The sequence below is a fragment of the Bradyrhizobium sp. SZCCHNRI3052 genome, assembly GCF_032484895.1.
Classification (GTDB): domain Bacteria; phylum Pseudomonadota; class Alphaproteobacteria; order Rhizobiales; family Xanthobacteraceae; genus Bradyrhizobium.
Map to the genome: position 1 here is coordinate 189,180 of NZ_JAUETW010000004.1, position 21,407 is coordinate 210,586.

General features: G+C 67.9%; 16 protein-coding genes. 8 read left to right on the forward strand and 8 right to left on the reverse strand.

The annotated features are described in order from the left end of the window. Window positions 1-19: 19 nt before the first annotated feature. From QW887_RS14475 to QW887_RS14510, 8 genes are all read left to right on the forward strand, one after another. Entirely contained in the window at window positions 20-2,527 is a 2,508-nt protein-coding gene (locus QW887_RS14475) for a sensor histidine kinase (RefSeq protein WP_316194649.1), read from the forward strand. Further along, the gene (gene tsaE, locus QW887_RS14480) at window positions 2,524-4,077 is read left to right on the forward strand and encodes a tRNA (adenosine(37)-N6)-threonylcarbamoyltransferase complex ATPase subunit type 1 TsaE (RefSeq protein WP_316194650.1); all 1,554 of its coding nucleotides are present in this window, start codon (window positions 2,524-2,526) and stop codon (window positions 4,075-4,077) included. The genes QW887_RS14475 and tsaE overlap by 4 nt, the downstream gene beginning before the upstream one ends. A gap of 184 nt (window positions 4,078-4,261) precedes the next feature. Continuing rightward, complete coding sequence (locus tag QW887_RS14485) at window positions 4,262-4,567, forward strand: PilZ domain-containing protein (RefSeq protein WP_315751762.1); 306 nt, start codon at window positions 4,262-4,264, stop codon at window positions 4,565-4,567. A gap of 150 nt (window positions 4,568-4,717) precedes the next feature. Continuing rightward, window positions 4,718-5,440: a nucleotidyltransferase family protein gene (locus QW887_RS14490; RefSeq protein ID WP_315751761.1), complete on the forward strand. Its 723-nt coding sequence runs from the start codon at window positions 4,718-4,720 to the stop codon at window positions 5,438-5,440. A gap of 968 nt (window positions 5,441-6,408) precedes the next feature. Continuing rightward, complete coding sequence (addB, locus tag QW887_RS14495) at window positions 6,409-9,555, forward strand: double-strand break repair protein AddB (protein ID WP_316194651.1); 3,147 nt, start codon at window positions 6,409-6,411, stop codon at window positions 9,553-9,555. Continuing rightward, entirely contained in the window at window positions 9,549-13,022 is a 3,474-nt protein-coding gene (addA, locus tag QW887_RS14500) for a double-strand break repair helicase AddA (protein ID WP_316194652.1), read from the forward strand. Before addB ends, addA begins: the two co-directional genes overlap by 7 nt. Before the next feature lie 99 nt (window positions 13,023-13,121). After that, complete coding sequence (gene trxA / locus QW887_RS14505; protein ID WP_015663255.1) at window positions 13,122-13,442, forward strand: thioredoxin; 321 nt, start codon at window positions 13,122-13,124, stop codon at window positions 13,440-13,442. A gap of 142 nt (window positions 13,443-13,584) precedes the next feature. Beyond that, complete coding sequence (locus QW887_RS14510; RefSeq protein WP_316194685.1) at window positions 13,585-14,595, forward strand: ATP-dependent DNA ligase; 1,011 nt, start codon at window positions 13,585-13,587, stop codon at window positions 14,593-14,595. Between the two features lie 2 nt (window positions 14,596-14,597). Here QW887_RS14510 and QW887_RS14515 read toward each other — a convergent pair whose 3' ends face one another. The 8 genes from QW887_RS14515 to QW887_RS14550 form a co-directional block, all read right to left on the reverse strand. Next, on the reverse strand, window positions 14,598-15,338 hold the full coding sequence (locus QW887_RS14515; protein WP_316194653.1) for a metallophosphoesterase family protein: 741 nt from the start codon (window positions 15,336-15,338) through the stop codon (window positions 14,598-14,600). A gap of 12 nt (window positions 15,339-15,350) precedes the next feature. Beyond that, complete coding sequence (locus QW887_RS14520) at window positions 15,351-16,694, reverse strand: folylpolyglutamate synthase/dihydrofolate synthase family protein (protein ID WP_315716894.1); 1,344 nt, start codon at window positions 16,692-16,694, stop codon at window positions 15,351-15,353. Then, window positions 16,691-17,629, reverse strand: a complete 939-nt coding sequence (accD, locus tag QW887_RS14525) for an acetyl-CoA carboxylase, carboxyltransferase subunit beta (RefSeq protein WP_315716893.1) — start codon at window positions 17,627-17,629, stop codon at window positions 16,691-16,693. Before accD ends, QW887_RS14520 begins: the two co-directional genes overlap by 4 nt. Window positions 17,630-17,723: 94 nt before the next feature. Next, window positions 17,724-18,560, reverse strand: coding sequence for a tryptophan synthase subunit alpha (gene trpA / locus QW887_RS14530; protein WP_315716892.1), 837 nt, complete (start codon window positions 18,558-18,560; stop codon window positions 17,724-17,726). Further along, the gene (gene trpB / locus QW887_RS14535) at window positions 18,557-19,780 is read right to left on the reverse strand and encodes a tryptophan synthase subunit beta (RefSeq protein ID WP_315716891.1); all 1,224 of its coding nucleotides are present in this window, start codon (window positions 19,778-19,780) and stop codon (window positions 18,557-18,559) included. Before trpB ends, trpA begins: the two co-directional genes overlap by 4 nt. Next, window positions 19,777-20,436: a phosphoribosylanthranilate isomerase gene (locus QW887_RS14540; RefSeq protein ID WP_316170024.1), complete on the reverse strand. Its 660-nt coding sequence runs from the start codon at window positions 20,434-20,436 to the stop codon at window positions 19,777-19,779. The genes trpB and QW887_RS14540 overlap by 4 nt, the downstream gene beginning before the upstream one ends. A gap of 77 nt (window positions 20,437-20,513) precedes the next feature. After that, window positions 20,514-20,906, reverse strand: a complete 393-nt coding sequence (locus QW887_RS14545; RefSeq protein ID WP_315716889.1) for a lipopolysaccharide assembly protein LapA domain-containing protein — start codon at window positions 20,904-20,906, stop codon at window positions 20,514-20,516. A 77-nt stretch (window positions 20,907-20,983) separates the two neighbouring features. Then, entirely contained in the window at window positions 20,984-21,301 is a 318-nt protein-coding gene (locus QW887_RS14550) for an integration host factor subunit beta (RefSeq protein ID WP_315716888.1), read from the reverse strand. Window positions 21,302-21,407: the final 106 nt, after the last annotated feature.

Genomic DNA, 21,407 nt, shown 5'->3' on the forward strand with positions numbered 1-21,407 from the left:
CGTGCGGTTTGGGGCAAATATGTCGGGCGTGATCGTGGTGATGCGTCAGACGCTGCTGTCGTGCACGTCACTCGCGCGCAAGGGCCTGATGGGTCTCGCTGCGACTGCGCTTGCGCCGGCGACACCGGGCTTCGCAGGCGATGGCGTGCCGGCGGATGCGATCACGACGCTGTTCGAGCTGAGCCGTCCTGATGTCGCCGAGGTCACGGCGATGCTGGCGCTGCTCGGCTTCTCCGTCGTCGCCGCGGTCGCGCTGGTGCGCACGCGTCTGGCGGCCGGCCGGAAGGAAGCGCGGCTGCGCGCCGACGTCGCCGGGCTGCAATTGCAGGCCGATCGCTACCGTGCGCTGCTGTTCGCCGAGCCGCAGATCCTGATCGCCTGGCCGGCCGGCGGCCACCGTCCGCAGATCTCCGGCGACACCTCGATGCTGGTGCCGCAGGATCAGCCGCAGCGCATTCTCGCCTTTGGAACCTGGCTGCCGCCGGAGCCCGCGCTGCAGCTCGACCGCGCCGTCGACGCGCTGCGCGAGGCGGGCGAAGGCTTCATGCTCAATCTCACCACCTCGCACGGCCATGCGATCGAGGCGATGGGCCGCGCCATCGGCGGCCAGGCCATCGTGCGCATCCGCGAATTGTCCGGCCTGCGCCGCGAGCTCGCCGAGACGCAGCTCCGCTTCAAGGCGCTCGGCGAGGAGACGGAGTCGCTGCGCGCGCTGGCAGCGGCGCTGCCGTGGCCGATCTGGGCACGGCAGGCCAATGGCGCTCTCGCTTACGTCAACGCCGCCTATGCCCGTGCCGCCGATGCCCGCGACGTGCCGGACGCGATCGGCCGCAACATCGAGCTGCTCGACTCGGCCGACCGTATCGACCTGCAGCGCGCGCTCGCCACCAACGGCCGTTTCGAGGGCCGGCTGCCGATCGTGACCGGCGGCGAGCGCCGCATGTACGACGTGCGCGCCTTCATGCTGGGAAACGGCAGCGCTGGCGTCGCCATCGACGCCAGCGAGGCGGCGGCCCTGGACGCGGCCGTGGTGCGGATGCGGGAAGCACACCGGCGCACGCTCGATCAGTTGTCCTCGGGCGTAGCCGTGTTCGACGGCCAGCGCCGGCTCGCCTTCTACAACGACTCCTATCGCCGGCTGTGGCGTCTCGATCCCGCCTTCCTGGACAGCCAGCCGGATGACTCGTCGGTGCTCGACCGTCTTCGCGCCGCGCGCAAGTTGCCCGAGCAGGCCGACTTCCGGGCCTGGAAGGCCAAGCTTCACGAGGCCTATCGCGCCGTCGAAGCCGCCAAGGACACCTGGTTCCTGCCCGACGGCCGCGCGCTGTCGGTCGTCACCACGCCGAACCCGGAAGGCGGCGTCACCTATCTGTTCGACGACGTCACCGAGAGCTTCGCGCTTGCCCGCCGCTTCGACGGCTTGATCCGGGTCCAGCGCGAGACCCTCGACAGCCTTGCCGAAGGCGTCGCGGTGTTCGGCTCGAACGGCCGGGTCGAGCTGTTCAATCCGGCTTTCGCCAAGATGTGGCGGCTGTCGCCGGATCAGTTGCGCGAGCATCCGCACATCGACACCGTGGAATCCTGGTGCCATCAGCTCTATGACGATGCGGTCGCCTGGCGCACCATCCGCGAGGCGATCACGTCGATCGAGAACCGGCTCGACGTTGCGCTGAAGCTCGAGCGCAAGGACGGCAGCGTGCTCGACTGCATGAGCCGCCCGCTGCCCGACGGCGCGACCATGCTGACCTTCCAGGACATCACCGACACCGAGAATGTCGAGCGAGCCCTGCGCGAGAGCAACGAGGCGCTCGAAGCCGCCGGCCAGATGAAGATCGACTTCGTCCACCACGTGTCCTACGAGCTGCGCGCGCCGCTGACGACGATCATCGGCTTCGCGCATTTCCTGTCCGATCCGTCGACCGGGCCGCTGACCCCGAAGCAGGCCGAGTATCTCGACTACGTCACCAAATCCACCAACGCGCTGCTGGCGCTGACCAACAACATTCTCGACCTCGCCACCATCGATGCCGGCGCCATGAAGCTCGAGCTCGGGCCGGTCGACGCCGCCAAGGCGATCGAGGCCGCCGCCGAGGGCGTGCAGGACCGGCTTGCCACGGATCGCATCCGATTGACGATCGCGGTGGACCCCGACGTCGGCTCCTTCGTCGGCGACGAGCGCCGCGTCGTGCAGGTGCTCTACAATCTGCTCGCCAATGCCGTCGGCTTCTCGCCGCCGGATTCGAGCGTCGTCGTCAGCGCCCGCCGCACCGACCACAGCGTCATCTTCGCGGTCACCGATTCCGGCCCCGGCATTCCGCCCGAGGTGAAGGACAAGGTGTTCGAATGGTTCGAGAGCCATTCGCAGGGCTCGCGCCATCGCGGCGCCGGCCTCGGACTGTCGCTGGTGCGCTCCTTCGTCGAGCTGCATGGCGGCAGGGTGCGGATGGATTCGGTGGTCGGCAAGGGCACCACGGTCACCTGTGACTTCCCGACCGACCACGTCGCGCAACGCAACGCCGCGGAATGACGGACCAGCTGACATTCACCACCACGCTGGCGGACGAGACCGCCACCGCCGCCCTGATGGCCGATCTCGCGCTGCTGATCGGCCCGGGTGCACTGATCACGCTCACGGGCGATCTCGGCGCCGGCAAGACGGCGGCGGCGCGGGCGATGATCCGCTATCTCGCCGGCGACGACGAGCTGGAGGTGCCGAGTCCGACCTTCACTCTGGCGCAGAGCTACGACCTGCCGAGCTTCCCGCTGGTGCATGCCGATCTCTATCGCATCAGCGACGCATCGGAGCTCGAGGAGATCGGCCTGTCGCCGCTGCCGGAGGCGACCGTCGTGCTGATCGAATGGCCGGAGCGCGCCGGCGGCACTCTCCCGCTGGATCGCGTCGACATCGCGCTGCGCCACGATCCATCGCAGGGCGACACCGCCCGCAGCGCCGAGATCACCGGCAGCGGCAAGGCGGCCGCGGTGGTTGCACGGCTGAAAGCCTTGCGCGAATTCCTCGCCGAGGCCGGGCACGCCAAATCGCGCCGCGAGCGCATGGCCGGCGATGCCTCGACCCGCTCCTATGCGCGGCTCCACAAGGGCGAGCGCGTCTCCATCCTGATGAACTCGCCGAAGCGGCCCGACGGCCCGGCGATCTACAACGGCAAGCCCTATAGCGGCGCCGTGCATCTCGCCGAGGACGTCCGCCCATTCGTCGCGATCGCCGCCGCCTTGCGCGGGCGCGGCATCTCGGCGCCGAAGATCAACGACGCCGATCTCGGCCACGGCTTTCTCATCACCGAGGATCTCGGACGCGAGGGCGTGATCGAGGGCGACCCGCCACGACCGGTCGTGGAGCGCTACGAGGCCGCGACCGATCTGTTGGCCGCGCTGCACGCGCAGGACGTCCCCTCGGTGCTGCCGCTGGCGCCGCAGGTGACCTACGAGGTCCCGACCTTCGACGTCGAAGCCATGCTGATCGAGATCGGCCTGATGCTCGAATGGTACCTGCCCGACCGTGGCGTGGAGCTGTCGCAGGTGCTGCGCGCCGAATTCCTGGAAATATGGCGCGAGTTGCTGGAGGCGCCGCTCGCGGCCAAGCCGACATCTAAGCCGACATCTAAGCCGACCTGGGTGATCCGCGACTACCACTCGCCCAACCTGCTCTGGCTGCCCGCGCGCGAAGGCATCGCCCGCGTGGGCGTGATCGACTTCCAGGACGCGGTGATGGGACCGCCGGCCTACGACGTGGTCTCCCTGGCGCAGGACGCCCGGATCGACGTGTCGGCAGAGCTCGAGCGGGCGCTCCGAGAGCGCTACATCGCCGCACGCCAAGCGGCGTCGACGGACTTCGACGCCGACGAATTCGGCGCGCACTACGCGATCATGTCCGTCCAGCGCAACACCCGCCTGCTGGGTACCTTCGCCCGCCTCAACCGCCGCGACGGCAAGCCGCACTACCTCAAGCACCAGCCTCGCATCTGGGACTATCTCCACCGGTCGCTGGCGCACGCGGCGCTCGACCCAGTCCGCGACTGGTACGCGGCCAACGTGCCGCCACCGGCAGGGGTGGCTTAAGGCAGCGTCTCGCAGCACCACCGGTGCGCTCCCCCTCCCCCTTGCGGGGAGGGGAGCCGATCGCCGCCGTGGAGAGAGAACGCGCCAAAACCGCGCACCTCCGTGGCTTTACCGGTTCTTAGCCATCCCCCTTTACCTTGCGCCCGTGGCGCCGGTTGCGCGCCGCGCGTGAATGGAGGTTGCGATGGCAGAGCGGATGAAGGGCGAACGCGTCGTCTTCGAGCGCGGCATCCCGGCTTTCATGATGGGCATCGACGGCACCTGGCGGCGCAACTGCACCATCGAGGACGTCTCGGAGACCGGGGCGAAGCTGACGGTCGAAGGCTCGGTCGAAGGCCTTCACCTGAAGGAGTTCTTCCTGCTGTTGTCGTCGACCGGCCTGGCCTACCGGCGCTGCGAGCTGGCCTGGGTCAATGGCGACCAGATCGGCGTCACCTTCCTGAAGCAAGGCAAGAAGAAGACCAACAAGCGCGCCTCGGCCGAAGCCTGACCGAGCCACGACTGCGGCATCTTGCATCACGACGGCCGGGCAGCCGTCGCATATTCGTCATCGGCCCGGGCTATCGCAACCGGCCGAGACGATAGATGTTTTTGCGTGGTATGATTCGCACATGCCACCGTTGATCGAGATGCCCTGAAGATGCCCGTCAAGCCGCACAAAGCCATGGTCCTCGCCGCCGGTCTCGGATTGCGCATGCGCCCACTGACGGAGACGATGCCCAAACCGCTGGTGCGCGTCGCCGGTCGCCCGCTGCTCGACCATGTGCTCGACCGCCTCGCCGAAGCCGGCGTCACCGAAGCCGTCGTCAATGTCCACTATCTCGCCGACCAGATCATCGCGCACACGGCCGCGCGCAGCACGCCCCGCGTGATCATCTCCGACGAGCGCGACCAGGTGCTCGGCACCGGCGGCGGCGTCGTCAAGGCGCTGCCGCTGCTCGGCCACGAGCCGTTCTTCCACGTCAACTCCGACACGATGTGGATCGAGGGCGTGCGCCAGAACCTGTCTCGGCTCGCCGACGCGTTCGATCCCGAACGCATGGACATCATGCTGCTGATGGCGCCGACCGCGACCTCGATCGGCTACGCGGGTCAAGGCGACTACGCGATGCTCGCCGACGGTACCTTGCGCAAGCGGCGGGAGCATCAGGTGGTGCCGTTCGTCTACGCGGGCGCCGCGATCATCTCGCCATCGATCTTCGACGGCGCGCCGAAGGGCGAGTTCTCGCTGACGAAGATGTTCGACAAGGCGAACGAGCAGGACCGCCTGTTCGGCCTCCGCCTCGAAGGCGTCTGGATGCATGTCGGCACGCCGGCCGCGGTTGCGGAAGCGGAAGAGGCTCTGATGGAGAGTGCGGCGTAGCGGACTGCCCGACGGGCGAATCAGGTCGGCGCGTTGCGCGATTTGCTCCACCTCGTTGGCGCCGACCCTGCGCTGGGATCACTCAAATCATCTGCGTCGAGAAACGATTTTCGTCCGCACATTCAACCCGATCCCGCTCGTCGCGTCCGACGCGCACAAGATTCTTCTTTCGCTTTTACAGAATTCATGTTCTCTCATGCGCATCCCGCCTCGTTGCGAGGGGCGTATCGCGGTCGTCACGGACGTTGAGCGCGGGATGCGATGGCCTGTCAGGATTGCAGCGTGCTTTCGGGTGCGCGGACGAACGGTTCGGGCAGGACGGCGAAATCGTAAGGTCCCGGCATCCCGACGCTGATGCCAAGCTCGCGCCGCTGCTGACGCCGCGCGCGGGCGACGGTGGCTACAAGCCGGCACACCGAGGAGAGGACGTATAAGCCGTAACACCGTCGCGCAGGGAAGGCCGGGTCGTTTCGGCTGAACCTGTGGTTCCTGCCCCGTGCACTCTTTCACGCACGGGGGCCACGGGCCTCAGCCGAGGCCCGGCCTTCCCCGCGCCCTTGCTTCGGATGAGGGCGAGAGCTTCGCATGACTCGGGCGCGATGGCGTCGCGAGGGCATAGGGGTTTGTCTCCGGCGCGAGATCTGTACCCACAATGGAGGACGATGCTGCGTGTCCCCGTCATTGCGAGCGCAGCGAAGCAATCCAGGATCCCTCCGCAGAGACAGTCTGGATTGCTTCGCTGCGCTCGCAATGACGATGGGGTGGGCAGCTTGGCTTTCCAGACTCAGTCGTCCCGCGAAAGCGGGCGATGACGGCGGGGGTGAATGGGTCCAGCTGAGCTCATCCGCACGGCGCGCTCTGAGCCCGCGACAATGGTCACGCACCTATCAACACCCGTCCACACCCCGGATATGACCTCCGCCCGATCGCTCCCTATATAGACAGCACAGCAACCCGAATCGCAGGCCATGCGCGTCTTCACCGTTCCCATCTCGGCGCCGTTCCTGCGCAGCGTGATCGCCGCGCTGGTCGACGGCCGGCTGGTCGACGGCTTCGAGGCACGCAGCGATCCCGCCCGGCTCGCGACCGCGACGCTGTATCTGCCGACGCGGCGCTCCCTGCGGGTGGCGCGCGAGATGTTCCTCGACGAGCTGAAGACCGATGCCGCGGTGCTGCCGCGCCTGGTCGCGCTCGGCGACATCGACGAGGACGAGCTCGCCTTCGCGGAGGACCGCGACGCGTTCCTCGGGCCGGCGCCGCTGGAGATTCCGGAACGGCTCGACGACCTGCAGCGCCGGCTCACGCTGGCGCGGCTGGTCGCGGCCTGGGCCAAGACGCCGGTGTCGGCGCCGCTCGTGATCGGCGGGCCCGCCTCGACGCTTGCGCTGGCCGGCGACCTCGCGCGGCTGATCGACGACATGGTGACGCGCGGCGTGTCGTGGGATGCGCTCGATGCGCTGGTGCCGGATCAGCTCGACAAATACTGGCAGTATTCGCTCGAGTTCCTGCGCATCGCGCGGACCGCGTGGCCGGCCTATCTGCAGGAGATCGAGCGCATCGAGCCGGCGGCGCGGCGCGATCTGCTGATCGCGGCCGAAGCGGCGCGGCTGTCGGCGCATCCCGATGGTCCCGTCATTGCCGCAGGCTCCACCGGCTCGATGCCGGCGACGGCAAAATTCCTGCTCGCCGTCGCCAAGCTGCCGCATGGCGCGGTGGTGCTGCCTGGGCTCGACACCGATCTCGACGAAGCCGCGTGGAATTCGATCGGCGGTGCCAAGGACCGCGCCGGCCGCGTGTTGACGCCGCCCGCGGTCAATCATCCGCAATATGCCATGCACCTGCTGCTCAAGCGCTTCGGCCTGGAGCGGCGCGACGTGATCCGCCTCGCACCACCCGGCCGTGGCGGCCGCGAGGTGCTGATCTCAGAAGCGATGCGGCCGTCGGAAGCCACCGCCGTCTGGCACGAGCGCCTGCGCCAGTTCGACATCGCCGCCAACATTGCCGAAGCGATGGACAATCTCGCCGTCGTCGCCGCGCCCAATCCGGAAATGGAGGCGCTGGCGATTGCCATCGCGATGCGCGAGGCGCGCCATCTCGGCAATTCCGCTGCGCTGGTGACGCCGGACCGCGCGCTGGCGCGCCGCGTGATGGCGGCGCTGACGCGCTGGCACCTGACGTTCGACGATTCCGGCGGTGACGCGCTGTTGGAGACGCCGGCCGGCATCTTCGCGCGCCTCGCCGCCGAAGCAGCCGCGCGCGGACTGGAGCCGCCGACTTTGCTGGCGCTGCTCAAGCATCCGCTGTGCCGGCTCGGGCGCGCCGCGAATGGCTGGAAGAGTGCCATCGAGACGCTGGAGCTCGCGGTGCTGCGCGGCACGCGGCCACAAGCCGGAAGCAGCGGGCTCGCGCGCGACTTCGCGCGCTTCCGCGACGAGCACACCAAGCTGCACCAGGGCGAAGCATCATCGCTGCACAAGGCCGAGCCGCGCGCGCGTCTCAGTCCCGAGCAGCTCGACCGCGCCGGCGCGCTGATCGCGCAATTGCAGACGGCCCTGGCGCCGCTGGAAAACCTCGCCTCGCCGCGCCCGCAGGATTTCGCCGAGCTCGCCGCGCGGCATCGTGAGGTGTTGATCGCGCTCTCGACAGACGATGTCGGTGTCAGCACCGCGTTCACCGATCGCGACGGCGCGGCGCTGGCGCGCTGCTTCGACGACCTGCTCGCGTCCGGCGAGCGCTGCGGCCTGATGGCGCCGCTGTCGGACTATCCGGATCTGTTCCATACCGCCTTCTCCGATCGCGCGGTGCGCCGGCCCGAGCGCCACGGCGCGCAGCTGCAGATCTACGGTCCGCTCGAAGCGCGACTGATGCAGGCCGACCGCATGATCGTCGGCGGCCTGATCGAGGGCATATGGCCGCCGGCGCCGCGCATCGATCCCTGGCTCAGCCGCCCGATGCGGCATCAGCTCGGCCTCGACCTGCCCGAGCGCCGCATCGGACTATCAGCACACGATTTCGCACAACTGCTCGGCGCGCCCGAGGTGATCCTGACGCACGCCGCAAAATCGGGCGGCGCGCCGGCCGTGGCCTCGCGCTTCCTGCACCGTCTCGAAGCCGTCGCTGGCGCCGAGCGCTGGAAGGCGGCGACCGCGCGCGGCGAGACTTACGTCCGCTATGCCGAGGTGCTCGACCAGCCCGCCGCGGTGAAGCCGGTCGAACAGCCGGCGCCGAAGCCGCCGCTGGCAGCGCGGCCGCTGCGCATGTCGGTGACCGCCATCGAGGACTGGCTGCGCGATCCCTACACCATCTTCGCGCGCTACATCCTGCGGCTCGATCCGCTCGATCCCGTCGACATGCCGCTGTCGGCCGCCGATCGCGGCTCGGCGATTCACGAAGCGATCGGCGAATTCACGCAGACCTATGCCGATGCCCTGCCGCTGCATCCGGCGCATGCGCTGCGCGTGATCGGCGAGAAGCACTTTGCGCCGCTGATGGAGCGGCCCGAGGCGCGGGCGCTGTGGTGGCCGCGTTTCCAGCGCATCGCCGGCTGGTTCGCGGCGTGGGAGACCGCGCGACGCGAGCAGATCGGCGCCATCACCGCGGAGATCCGCGGCGAGATCGGCATTCCCTTGGATCAGGGCCGCACCTTCATGCTGTCGGCGCGCGCCGACCGCATCGAACAGCGTGCCGAGGGCACCTACGCCATTCTCGACTACAAGACTGGCCAGCCGCCGACGGCCAAGCAGGTGCGCATGGGGCTGTCGCCGCAGCTCACACTCGAAGCCGCGATCCTGCGCGAGGGCGGCTTCGACGGCATTCCCGCCGGCAGCCTGATCAGCCAGCTCGTCTATGTCCGCTTGTCCGGCAACAACCCGCCGGGCGAAGAGCGCATTCTCGAGCTGAAGATCAACAAGAGCGACCCGCCGCAACATCCGGACCAGGCCGCGCAGGAGGCGCGCGAAAAGCTCGAGGCATTGATCCGCAGCTTCGAGGACGTCAATCAAGGCTACACCTCGCTGAACCTGTCGATGTGGGCGAACCGCTACGGTAGCTATGACGATCTCGCCCGTATCAAGGAATGGTCGGCGGCCGGCGGCCTGGGGGTGGAGGAATGGTGAAGGCGCCCCGCCCCATTCCGCAGGCCGTGCGCGAGGCGCAGACGCGCGCATCGAACCCGGCTGCCTCCGCGTTCGTGTCGGCCAATGCCGGCTCGGGCAAGACGCATGTGCTGGTCCAGCGCGTGATCCGGCTGCTGCTCGACGGCGTGCCGCCGGAGAAGATCCTCTGCATCACCTTCACCAAGGCCGCGGCCGCCAATATGGCCGAGCGCGTGTTCTCGACGCTCGGCCATTGGGTGACGCTCGACGACGACGCGCTTGACAGCGCGATCCAGTCCACCGGCATTCCCAATCCCGACAAGAAGCTGCGGGCCTCGGCGCGAAAACTGTTCGCCAGCGCGCTGGAGACGCCGGGCGGACTGAAGGTGCAGACCATTCACGCGCTGTGCACGCGGCTGCTGCAGCAGTTCCCGTTCGAAGCCAACGTGCCGGCGCGGTTCTCGGTGCTCGACGAGCGCGACCAGACCGAGATGATGGAGCGCGCCAATCTCAAGGTGCTGCTCGACGCCGCCCGCGCGCCCGACAGCGCGGTCGGCCGCGCGCTGCAGGTGGCGATGGCCAATGCGGCGGATTCGACCTTCAAGGACGTCGTCCGCGAGGCCTGTCTGAGCCGCGATCACTTCATGGCCTGGACCGATGGCGCCGGCCGCGTCGAGGTTGCCGCGCAGCATCTCGGCGAGGTGCTCGGCATCAGCGCCGGCGAGACGCTGGAAGTCATCGAGCGCGACATCGTCGACGGCCCCAATCTGCCACTGAGGGATTGGACCGATATCGCCGCGCGGCTCGACGGCGGCGCCAAGACCGACCAGAAGCAGGCCGAGCAGTTGCGCGCGGCGCTGGCGTTCTCGGGCGCCGATCAGGTCGATGAATATCTCCGCGTATTCCTGACCGAGGACAAGGAGCCGCGGAAGTCCCTGCTCACCAAGAAGTTCGCCGACGCCAATCCCGGCATCGCCGGTCTATTTGAATCGGAGGCGCGCCGGCTCGATCGCCTGATCGAAAAGCGCCGCGCGGCGGTCGTGCGCGACCGCACCGAGGCGCTGTTGCAGATCGCGACCGCCGCCGCCGCGAACTATCGCCGCGAAAAAGAAGAGCGCGGCCTGCTCGACTACGACGACCTGATCGACAAGACGCTGGCGATGCTGAACCGCGTCTCCGCCGGCTGGGTGCACTACAAGCTCGACCGCGGCGTCGATCACGTGCTGATCGACGAGGCGCAGGACACGAGCCCACGGCAATGGGACATCGTCGCCCACATCATCGAAGAGTTCACCGCCGGCGCCGGCGCGCGCGACGGACTCACGCGCACGATCTTCGCGGTCGGCGACGAGAAGCAGTCGATCTTCTCGTTCCAGGGCGCCGACCCGCACGAGTTCGATGCGCGCAGGCGCCAGTTGCAGAAGCGCTTCACCGATGCCGGGCTGCTGTTCGATCCGGTGTCGTTCACCTATTCGTTCCGCTCGGGCCCGACGGTGCTGCACGCGGTCGACCACGTGTTCCGCGAGCGCGACGTCTACAGCAGCATTCACTCGCCCGACATCGGCCACCCCATCCACAACGCGCTGACCGATGCCGGACCGAGCATGGTCGAGCTCTGGAGCCTGTGCGAACGCGACGACCGCAAGGAGATCGAGGGCTGGCGCGCGCCGTTCGACGGCGTCTCCGTCACCAGCCCCGAGGTGAAGCTTTCCAGGCGCATCCAGGCAGAGATCAAGCGGCTGATCCAGACGGGCACGATGACCGGCCATGACGGCGCGCGGCGGCGGCTGAGCTATGGCGACATGCTGATCCTGGTGCGCCGGCGCGGCAACGCCTTCGATGCTGTCATTCAGGCGCTCAAGCACGCCGGCATCCCCGTCGCCGGCGCCGACCGGCTGAAGCTGACCGAGCACATCGCGATCATCGACCTGATGAACCTCGCCGACGCGCTGCTGCTGCCGCAGGACGATCTGGCGCTGGCGACCGCGCTGAAGAGCCCGCTGTTCGGGCTCGACGACGACGATCTGTTCAAGCTGGCGTGGCAGCGTCGCGGCTCGCTACGCGACGCACTCACGGCGCACGCCGCTGACGACGCGCGGCTGCAGGCGGTCGTACGGCGCTTGCAACAATGCGAGCGCCGCGCCGCGGAGGACACGCCATTCGCCTTCTATGCCTGGCTGCTCGGCGGCGATGGCGGCCGGCGCCGCATCCTGGCGCGGCTCGGCCACGAGGCCAATGATGCGCTCGACGAGTTCCTCGAGCTCGCGCTGTCCTACGAGCGCAAGGCGCCGGCCTCGCTGCAGGGCTTCGTCGCCTGGCTGCGCGCCGCCGACACCGAGGTGAAGCGCGACATGGAGATCTCGCGCGACGAGATCAGGGTGATGACCGTGCATGGCGCCAAGGGCCTCGAGGCGTCCGTCGTCTTCCTGGTCGACACCACCTCGTCGCCGGCGGATTCGCAGCGGCTGCGGCTGATCCACGTGCCGCATGGCGAGCAGGAGATCGTGGTCTGGGCCGGGCGCAAGGCCGACGATCCGCAGCCCGTCGCGGCGGCACGCGTGGCGATGCTCAAGGAGACCGAGGACGAGTATCGCCGGCTGCTCTATGTCGCGATGACCCGCGCCGCGGATCGGCTGATCATCGGCGGCTGCATGCCGGGCAACATGAACAACGTCCGCGGCGGCAGCTGGTACGATCTGATGGCGCGCGGATTGGACGCCGCCGGCCTGCAGGTCGAGGTGATCGAAACCGAGGACGGGCCGGTCAAGCGCTATGCGCGGGCCGAGGACATCGCGGAAACCGCTGCTGACAAAACGCGGCCCATGGTTGAGACGGCCGTCGAACTGCCGGCGTGGCTGCGCACGGCGGCGGTGGAGGCGCCCGGCGAGGTCGCTGTGCTCCGGCCGTCCGATCCATCCGCCGACGAGCGGCCGGTGCGCACGGGCGAATCGCTGGCGGCGCGCAGCCTCGCGATGCAGCGCGGCACGCTGGTGCATCGCCTGCTGCAGTCGCTGCCCGACGTGGCGCCGGAGCGGCGGCGCGATGCCGCGCTGCGATATTTGATTCGCAACGCCGCCGACTGGCCGGAGGACGAGCGCGTGGGGCTTGCGGAACGCGTGCTCGCCGTGGTCGAAGACCCGCGCTTTGCCGCGGTGTTCGCGGCCGGGAGCCGGGCGGAAGTCTCGATCGTGGGCCGCCTCGCACTGGCCGGCCAGCCTCCGGCACTGGTCTCCGGCCAGATCGACCGACTGGTGGTCACCGGGACCGAGGTGCTGATCGTCGACTTCAAGACCAACCAGCAGCCGCCCTCGGGACTCGCCGATGTGCCCCCGGCCTATGTCCGGCAGCTCGCGCTGTACCGCGCAGTGCTTGGCCAATTTTACCCCGGCCGCGTCGTCCGCGCCGCGCTGCTCTGGACCGAAGCCGCTGAATTCATGGAGCTTCCCGCCTCCGCGCTGGACGCCATGCTGCCATCCCAGCACGTCTGAGTGAGCCCGCTTGACCCGGGATCACGCCATTCCTACTTTGACGTCCACGCTGAGGCGGCCCGTCCGTGCCGCTCCCTCCAACCGAACGAGGTAATTTCCATGGCCGTTGGCAAGGTTTCCGACGCCGATTTCGAAAGCGAAGTGCTCAAGGCCGACGGCCCGGTCGTGGTCGACTTCTGGGCCGAGTGGTGCGGCCCGTGCCGCATGATTGCGCCGGCCCTCGACGAGATCTCGAGCGCGATGGGCGACAAGGTCAAGATCGTCAAGCTGAACGTCGACGAGAGCCCGAAGACGGCCTCGAAGTACGGCGTGATGTCGATCCCCACCCTGATGGTGTTCAAGGGCGGCGAGATGGCCTCGCGCCAGGTCGGCGCCGCGCCGAAGGCGAAGCTGCAGCAGTGGATCTCGTCGGCGGTGTGACGCTTGCGGAACAATGATTTTTGTCGAACGGCCGGCGGAATCGCCGGCCGTTTGCGTTGAGGGGTGTGATTCAGCGTTTTCGGATGTCGCCATGCCCGCCCGCGCCCATCGCTCGCCCTCCCGCAAATCCGGCCTGCTGGCCATGGAGGCGCGCTCGGTGGATGCGATCCCGCGCGGCGAGGACTGGCAATACGAACCAAAATGGGACGGCTTCCGTTGTCTGCTGACGCGCGACGGCGCAACGGTGACGATGCAGTCGAAGGCCGGCGAGGACCTCGCGCGCTACTTCCCCGAGGTCGTCGCCGCGGCGCGCGAGCTCGAGGCGACGAGCTTCACGCTCGACGGCGAGCTGGTGGTGCCGCAAGCGAAGACGTTCTCGTTCGACGCGCTGCTGCAGCGGATTCATCCCGCCGCCAGCCGGGTGAAGAAGCTCTCAACCGAGACGCCGGCGCTGTTCCTGGCCTTCGACCTGCTGGCGAGTGGCAAGAAGGAGCTAGTGACGCACACGCTGCACGAGCGGCGGCCGGCGCTGGAAGCGTTCGCGAAAGCGAACTTCACGAATCATCCGACGTTCCGGCTGTCGCCGGCGACGACGCGCTTCGCGACCGCGCAGGACTGGCTGGCGCATTCCGGCGGCGGCTCGGACGGGGTGATCGCCAAGCGGACCGACCTGCCCTACCAGGCCGGCAACCGCGACGGCATGCAGAAGATCAAGCGCTATCGCTCAGCCGATTGCGTCATCGGCGGCTTCCGCTACGCCACCAACAGCGGCGCGAACGGACGCAGGCTGGTCGGCTCGCTGCTACTCGGGCTCTACGACGATGACGGTCTGCTGCATCACGTCGGCTTCACCTCCGCGCTCAAGAAGGACGAGAAGCCCGCACTGACCGACAGGCTCGAGCCACTGATCTCGCCGCCCGGCTTCACCGGCAATGCGCCGGGCGGGCCGAGCCGCTGGTCGACCGAGCGCTCGCCGGAATGGTGTCCGCTGAAGCCGAAGCTGGTGATCGAGGTCTGCTACGACCATTTCTCCGGCGAGCGCTTTCGCCACGGCACCTCGATCCTGCGCTGGCGCCCGGACAAATCGCCGAAGCAATGCACCTTCGAGCAGCTCGAGCAGAAGGTCGCCGATCCCTTGAAGCTGCTCGCGTGAGGTCAGCGGATCCAGCCGGTCGCGAGAACCGAGGCGAATTCGACATCACCATTGGCGCGGGCCAGCGCGGCCATCGCCTGATGATCATAGGGCACGTGGCGGAACGTCACGCTCCAGCCTGCGGGCTTAAGTTCAAGGATCGCATAGCGGGCGTCGGGCGTGCCGGCTTCCATCACATGCGGATGCGGTACGTTGTAGGAATAGCCAGGGCTGCCCACGCTACCGGGATTGACGATCAGCCGCCCGTCGCGAAGCCGCACGGCGCGCGCGGTGTGGGTATGGCCACAGAGGATCAGTGACTGCGGGATGCCCTCGGCCGTTGTCTCGATTGCATCGAGCGGAGCGCATGTGACCGCGCCATCCGGCGCGACGCTCTCGAGCCAGTAGACGTTATCGTCCTCAGGCGTGGCGTGACAAAGGAAGACCTCGTCGCGATAGATGGCCGTCGGCGGGATCGTGCCGAGCCAGTCGAGATGCTTGGCTACGAGCTGCGCGTAGGCCGGCCGCTCCCAGGCGCCCATCCTCTCCGGCGGCCGATCGATCAGCCAGCGGTCGTGATTGCCGCGCACATGGACGGCATCGAGCGGCATCAGCAAGTCCATCGTCTTGCGCGCATCGAGCGGGCCGCTCGCCATATCGCCGAGATTGACAATGTCATCGACGCCTTGCGCGCGGATGTCGGCCAGCACGGCTTCGAGCGCGAGGTGGTTGCCGTGGACGTCTGCGATCGCGGCAAAGCGCATGCGCTATTCCCCTCAGGTCGGCGGCGTGCCGTTGAGGTCGAGCACGTGGCCCGCGAGATAGAGCGATCCCGTGATCAGGATACGCGGCGGGACCTCATAGGCAAGCCGCGCGATGCCGGCGAGCGCCGACGCGACGCCATCGGCGATCTCGACGCGCATGCCGAGCGTGCGCGCGGCGGCGGCCAGATCAGCCGGTGCCATCGCCTTGCTCTCGTTCGGAATCGGCACGACGATGATGTGGCGCGTCAGGCCGGCGAAGTTGGCCAGGAAAGCAGCGGCATCCTTGTTGCCCATCATGCCGACGATGACGACGAGCTGCCGCGACACGCGCTCCTCGAGGTCGCCGATCGCGGCCGCGACGACGCGGCCGCCTTCGGCGTTGTGGCCGCCGTCGAGCCAGATCTCCGCGCCTTGCGGCGCGATCGCGGTGAGCGCGCCGTTCGACAGCCGCTGCATGCGCGCCGGCCATTCGGCGCCGACGATGCCGTCCTCGAACGCCTTGGTGGTGAGCTTGAAATGATCGACCGCCCGCAAGGTCGCGATCGCCAGGCCCGCATTGTCGAACTGATGCCGGCCGAACAGTTTGGGTGCCGGAAGATCGAGGAGACCGCGATCGTCCTGATAGACCAGCCGGTTGCGCTCGACATTGACGTGCCAGCTCTCACCGGCCGCAAACAGCGGCGCGCGCTGGCGCCTGGCCTCGCGCTCGATCACGGCCATGGCATCGGGCTCCTGCGCCGCCGAGATCACCGGGCAGCCGCGCTTGATGATGGCGGCCTTCTCGGCCGCGATCAGCGCGCGGGTGTCGCCGAGGAACTCCATGTGGTCCATGCTGATCGGCGTCAGCACGGAGGCCGCGACCTGCTCGACAACATTGGTGGAATCGAGCCGGCCACCGAGACCGACTTCGAGCAGCACGACATCGGCTGGATGCCTTGCGAACAGCACGAAGGCCGCGACGGTCTTGACCTCGAAGAAGGTGATCGGCGCGCCGGCGTTGACCCGCTCGCACTCCAAGAGCGCGGAGATCAGCTCATCGTCCTCGACCAGGACGCCACCGCCGACCTGGCCGAGCCGATAGCTCTCGTTGATGCGCACCAGCCAGGGCGAGGTGAAGACGTGGACGCGCAGCCCCGCGGCCTCGAGCATCGCGCGCAAATATGCGACCGTGGAGCCCTTGCCGTTGGTGCCCGCGACATGGATGACGGGCGGCAGCTTGCGCTCGGGATGACCGAGCTGCGCCAGCAGCCGGTGCATGCGCTCCAGCCCGAGCGAGATCCGGCTCGAATGCAACACAGAAAGCCGCGTGATCAGCTCGTCGAGCGACGGTCTTGGCTGGGCGGCAGAATCGTTCACGCGCTCGTTGCGACCGCCGGCGCTTCCGCGGTTTCGGCGGGCTTGGCAGGCGGCGGCAGCTGCGGCGCGGGCTTGGCGTGTTCAACGGCCGGCGCCTTGGTCAGCAATCGGCACAGCCGCGCCAGCGTCGGGCGCAGGTCATGACGGTGCACGACCATGTCGACCATGCCGTGGTCGAGCAGGTATTCAGCGCGCTGGAAACCTTCGGGCAGCTTCTCGCGAATGGTCTGCTCGATCACCCGGGCGCCGGCGAACCCGATCAGCGCGCCGGGCTCGGCGATGTGGACGTCGCCCAGCATCGCGTAGGACGCGGTGACGCCGCCGGTGGTCGGATTGGTCTGCACGACGATGTAGGGCAGCTTGGCCTCGCGCAGCATCTGCACGGCCACGGTCGTGCGCGGCATCTGCATCAGGGACAGGATGCCTTCCTGCATGCGCGCGCCACCGGAGGCCGCGAATACGATGAACGGCGACTTCTTCTCGACCGCGAGTTCGAGCCCGCGGACGATGGCTTCACCCGCGGCCATGCCGAGCGAACCGCCCATGAAATCGAAATCCTGCACGGCGATGACGACGCCCATGCCTTCCAGCTTGCCGAAGCCGACCTTCACCGCATCGTTCATGCCGGTCCGCGCCCGCGCATCCTTGATGCGGTCGGCATAGCGGCGCTCGTCACGGAATTTCAGCGGGTCGGGCGTGACCTCGGGCAGCGCGACGTCGAACCAGGTCTCGTTGTCGAACATCGACTTCAGTCGCGCCACGGCGCCCATGCGCATGTGGTAATTGGAGCCCGGAATGACGAACTGGTTGGCCTCGACGTCCTTGTAGAACACGAGCTGTCCGGAATCCGGACACTTGATCCAGAGGTTCTCCGGCGTCTCACGGCGCAGGATGTTGCGGATCTTCGGCCGGACCACATTGGTAAGCCAGTTCATGTGTCGCTCCGTGTTGCGGTCGCCCGGATATATGGCGGGACGGCGGGGTCACGGCAAGACGGCCGCGACGTCCGATCGAATAGTGGTTGACGGCCTATTCCGCGGCCTGTTGCGCCCCGTGCACGCCCCTTGCCAGCGCAGCGGCCAGGTCGGCAACGGCGCTCACGGTCTTGGCCGTCGCGCGTCCCTCGGCATCGAGGCTGGCGCGGAGCGCGTCGACCAGGGCGGTGCCGACCACGGCACCGTCGGCATTGGCGGCGATGGCGCGGGCGGTCTCCGGTGTCCGGATGCCGAAGCCGACGCAGACAGGCAGCGCCGTATGCCGCTTGATCCGGGCCACGGCGGCACCGACGGCGGACGAATCCGCCGCCGCCGCGCCGGTGATGCCGGTGATCGAGACGTAGTAGACGAAGCCCGAGGTGTTCGCGAGCACCGCCGGCAGCCGCTTGTCATCGGTCGTCGGCGTCGCCAGCCGGATGAAATTCAGCCCCGCCTTCAGCGCGGGAATGCACAGCTCGCTGTCTTCCTCCGGTGGCAGGTCGACGATGATCAGGCCGTCGACGCCGGCGCTCTTCGCATCATCGAGGAACTTGTCGACGCCGTAGATGTAGATCGGGTTGTAGTAGCCCATCAGCACGATCGGCGTCGCCGCGTCGCCCTCGCGGAAGCTGCGCACGAGCTGCAGCGTCTTCCTCAAGGTCATGCCGGCCTTGAGCGCGCGCAGACCCGCCGCCTGGATCGACGGACCATCGGCCATCGGATCGGTGAACGGCATGCCGATCTCGATGATGTCAGCGCCAGCCTGCGGCAGCGACTTGACGATCGCGAGCGAGGTTTCAGGATCAGGGTCGCCTGACATCACGAAGGTGACGAACGCCGAGCGGCCTTCTTGCTTCAATTGCGCGAAGCGCGCATCCATCCGGCTGGTCACGATGCCTTGGCCCTTCCTCGCAAGATGTCGCCCACCTGCGGCACGTCCTTGTCGCCGCGGCCGGACATGTTGACCACCATCAGATGGTCCTTCGACTTCTTCGGCGCGAGCTCCATCACCTTGGCGATCGCGTGCGCGGGCTCCAGCGCCGGAATGATGCCCTCGAGCCGCGACAGCAGCTGGAACGCCGCCAGCGCTTCCTCATCGGTCGCCGACAAATAGTTCACGCGACCGACCTCGTGCAGCCAGGAATGCTCCGGCCCGATGCCGGGATAATCGAGACCGGCCGAGATCGAATGCGCCTCCTCGATCTGCCCGTCCTCGTCCATGAGCAGATAGGTGCGGTTGCCGTGCAGCACGCCGGGGCGGCCGCCGGCGATCGAGGCGGCGTGCAGATGCGTCAGGCCATGGCCCGCCGCTTCCACGCCATAGATCTCGACCGAGGGATCATCGAGGAACGGATGGAACAGGCCCATCGCATTGGAGCCGCCGCCGATGCACGCGATCAGCGAGTCCGGCAGCCGGCCCTCGGCCTCCTGCATCTGCGTGCGGGTCTCGTTGCCGATCACCGACTGGAAGTCGCGCACCATCATCGGATAGGGGTGCGGACCGGCGACCGTGCCGATGCAGTAGAACGTGTTGTGGACGTTGGTGACCCAGTCACGCAGCGCCTCGTTCATCGCATCCTTCAGGGTCTTGGCGCCGGACTGCACCGGCACCACCTTGGCGCCGAGCATCTCCATGCGGATCACGTTGGGCTGCTGCCGCTCGACGTCGACCGCGCCCATGTAGACGACGCAATCGAGCCCGAAACGCGCGCACAGCGTCGCGGTCGCCACGCCGTGCTGGCCGGCGCCGGTCTCGGCGATGATGCGCTTCTTGCCCATGCGGCGCGCGACCATGATCTGGCCAAGCACGTTGTTGACCTTGTGCGAGCCGGTGTGGTTGAGCTCCTCGCGCTTGAAGTAGATCTTGGCGCCGCCGAGATGCTCGGTCAGGCGCTCCGCGTAGTACAGCGGCGAGGGCCGGCCGACATAGTTCTTCAGGTAGCCGTTCATCTCGGCATGGAACGCCGGATCGGCCTTGGCCTCCGCATAGGCCTTTTCCAGATCGAGGATCAGCGGCATCAGGGTTTCGGCGACGAAGCGGCCGCCGAAGATGCCGAAATGACCGCGGTCGTCCGGACCGCTGCGGTAGGAATTGGGAATGGCTGTCGTCATTGAACGCTCAACTCTTCAGCGGCCCGCGCCGCGCGAATGAAATCCCGGATCATGTCGCAATCCTTCACACCCGGCGCCCGTTCGACGCCAGATGACACGTCGACGCCGCCCGCGCGGGTGATCCGCACGGCCTCCGCGACGTTGTCGGCGCTCAGACCGCCGGAGACCATGAACGGGCGATCGAGCTTCACGCCCTGTAGCAGACGCCAATCGAAGGTGGCACCGAGGCCGCCGGGACGGGTCGCATCCTTGGGCGCCCGCGCATCGAACAGGATGCGGTCGCACACGTCGGCATAGCCCGCCAACGGCGCGAGATCGGCGTCGGTCGCGACCGGAATGGCCTTCATGATGGGTAGGCCGAAGCGCTGCTTGAGGTCGCGGACGCGCGCGATGCTTTCGCGGCCATGCAGCTGCAGGAGATCAGGCCGTAGCGTCTCGACGATGTTTTCGATCATCGCGTCGTCGGCATCGACGGTCAGCGCCACCTTGAGCGCGCGCCCCCTGACGTCACGACCCAGCTCACGCGCGGCCGTCAGGCCGACATGGCGTGGGGACGGCGGAAAGAACACGAAGCCCACCATGTCGGCGCCCGCGTCGAGCGCCGCAGCGAGGGTGTCGGGCGTGGTCAGGCCGCAGATTTTGACGAGCAGGGACATCAATGAACAACGCACGTCCGGGCGGAAAGGATCACCAGAAGCCGGCGGCTTCCAGGGCCGCCGAGCTTTCGCGCCTTCTACAACGCGACGCCCTGCTTGTCTCGCCCATAAGGGGCGAAAAGCCGCGCCGGCGCAGCTGGAACCAGAGATTGCGCAGAGCCCTGTTTTGCACGCGCCGCGGCGCTCAACTGCGCCACCTGCGCGCGGGCCGCTTCGGCATCGGCCTGATGGCGGCGCGCGGCCCGCCGCCAGCGGCGCTGGCCGATCCAGGTGGCACAGCCACCCGCGATCACGCCCAGGATCGCGACGGCGATGATCAAGGCGAACAGCGGGACCGACGCCGAGAGCGCCGGATCGGTCGCGTTGAAGGGATCAAACGATACGGTAACGAAATGCCGATTGGCGACCGCGAAGATGACGAACAGCACCAGCAGCGGAAGGACGACCACGACAGTGAAGAATTTTCGCATGCGCTCGCTCGTGTCAGTCAGGCCGGATTCGCCTCGAGATCAGCCGCAGACGATTAGCACGGCCGGCGCGAGATGCTTCAATCGTCGGCGTCGTCAGCCGCGGCGCCGGCGGGATTGTCCCGGTTCAGCCGCTCGCGCATTTCCTTGCCCGTTTTGAAGAACGGGACACTTTTCTGGTCCACCGGGACATGAGCTCCGGTCCGTGGGTTGCGCCCGGCGCGGGCCGGCCGATGCTTGACCGAGAAGGCGCCGAAGCCGCGCAACTCGACGCGGTCACCGCGGGCGAGCGCCGCGACGATCTCATCGAGGATCGCATTGACGATGTTCTCGACATCCCGCTGGTAGAGATGCGGGTTGTGCTCGGCGATACGCTGAACAAGCTCGGATTTGATCATCGAGAAAATGTACCCGGGGAGACAGGTCCCATTTCCGTGAAAATATGCTGGACTGTCAAGACGCTAAATCATTCATCGCGGCCGTGAATCGGGGTGCGAGGCCCGG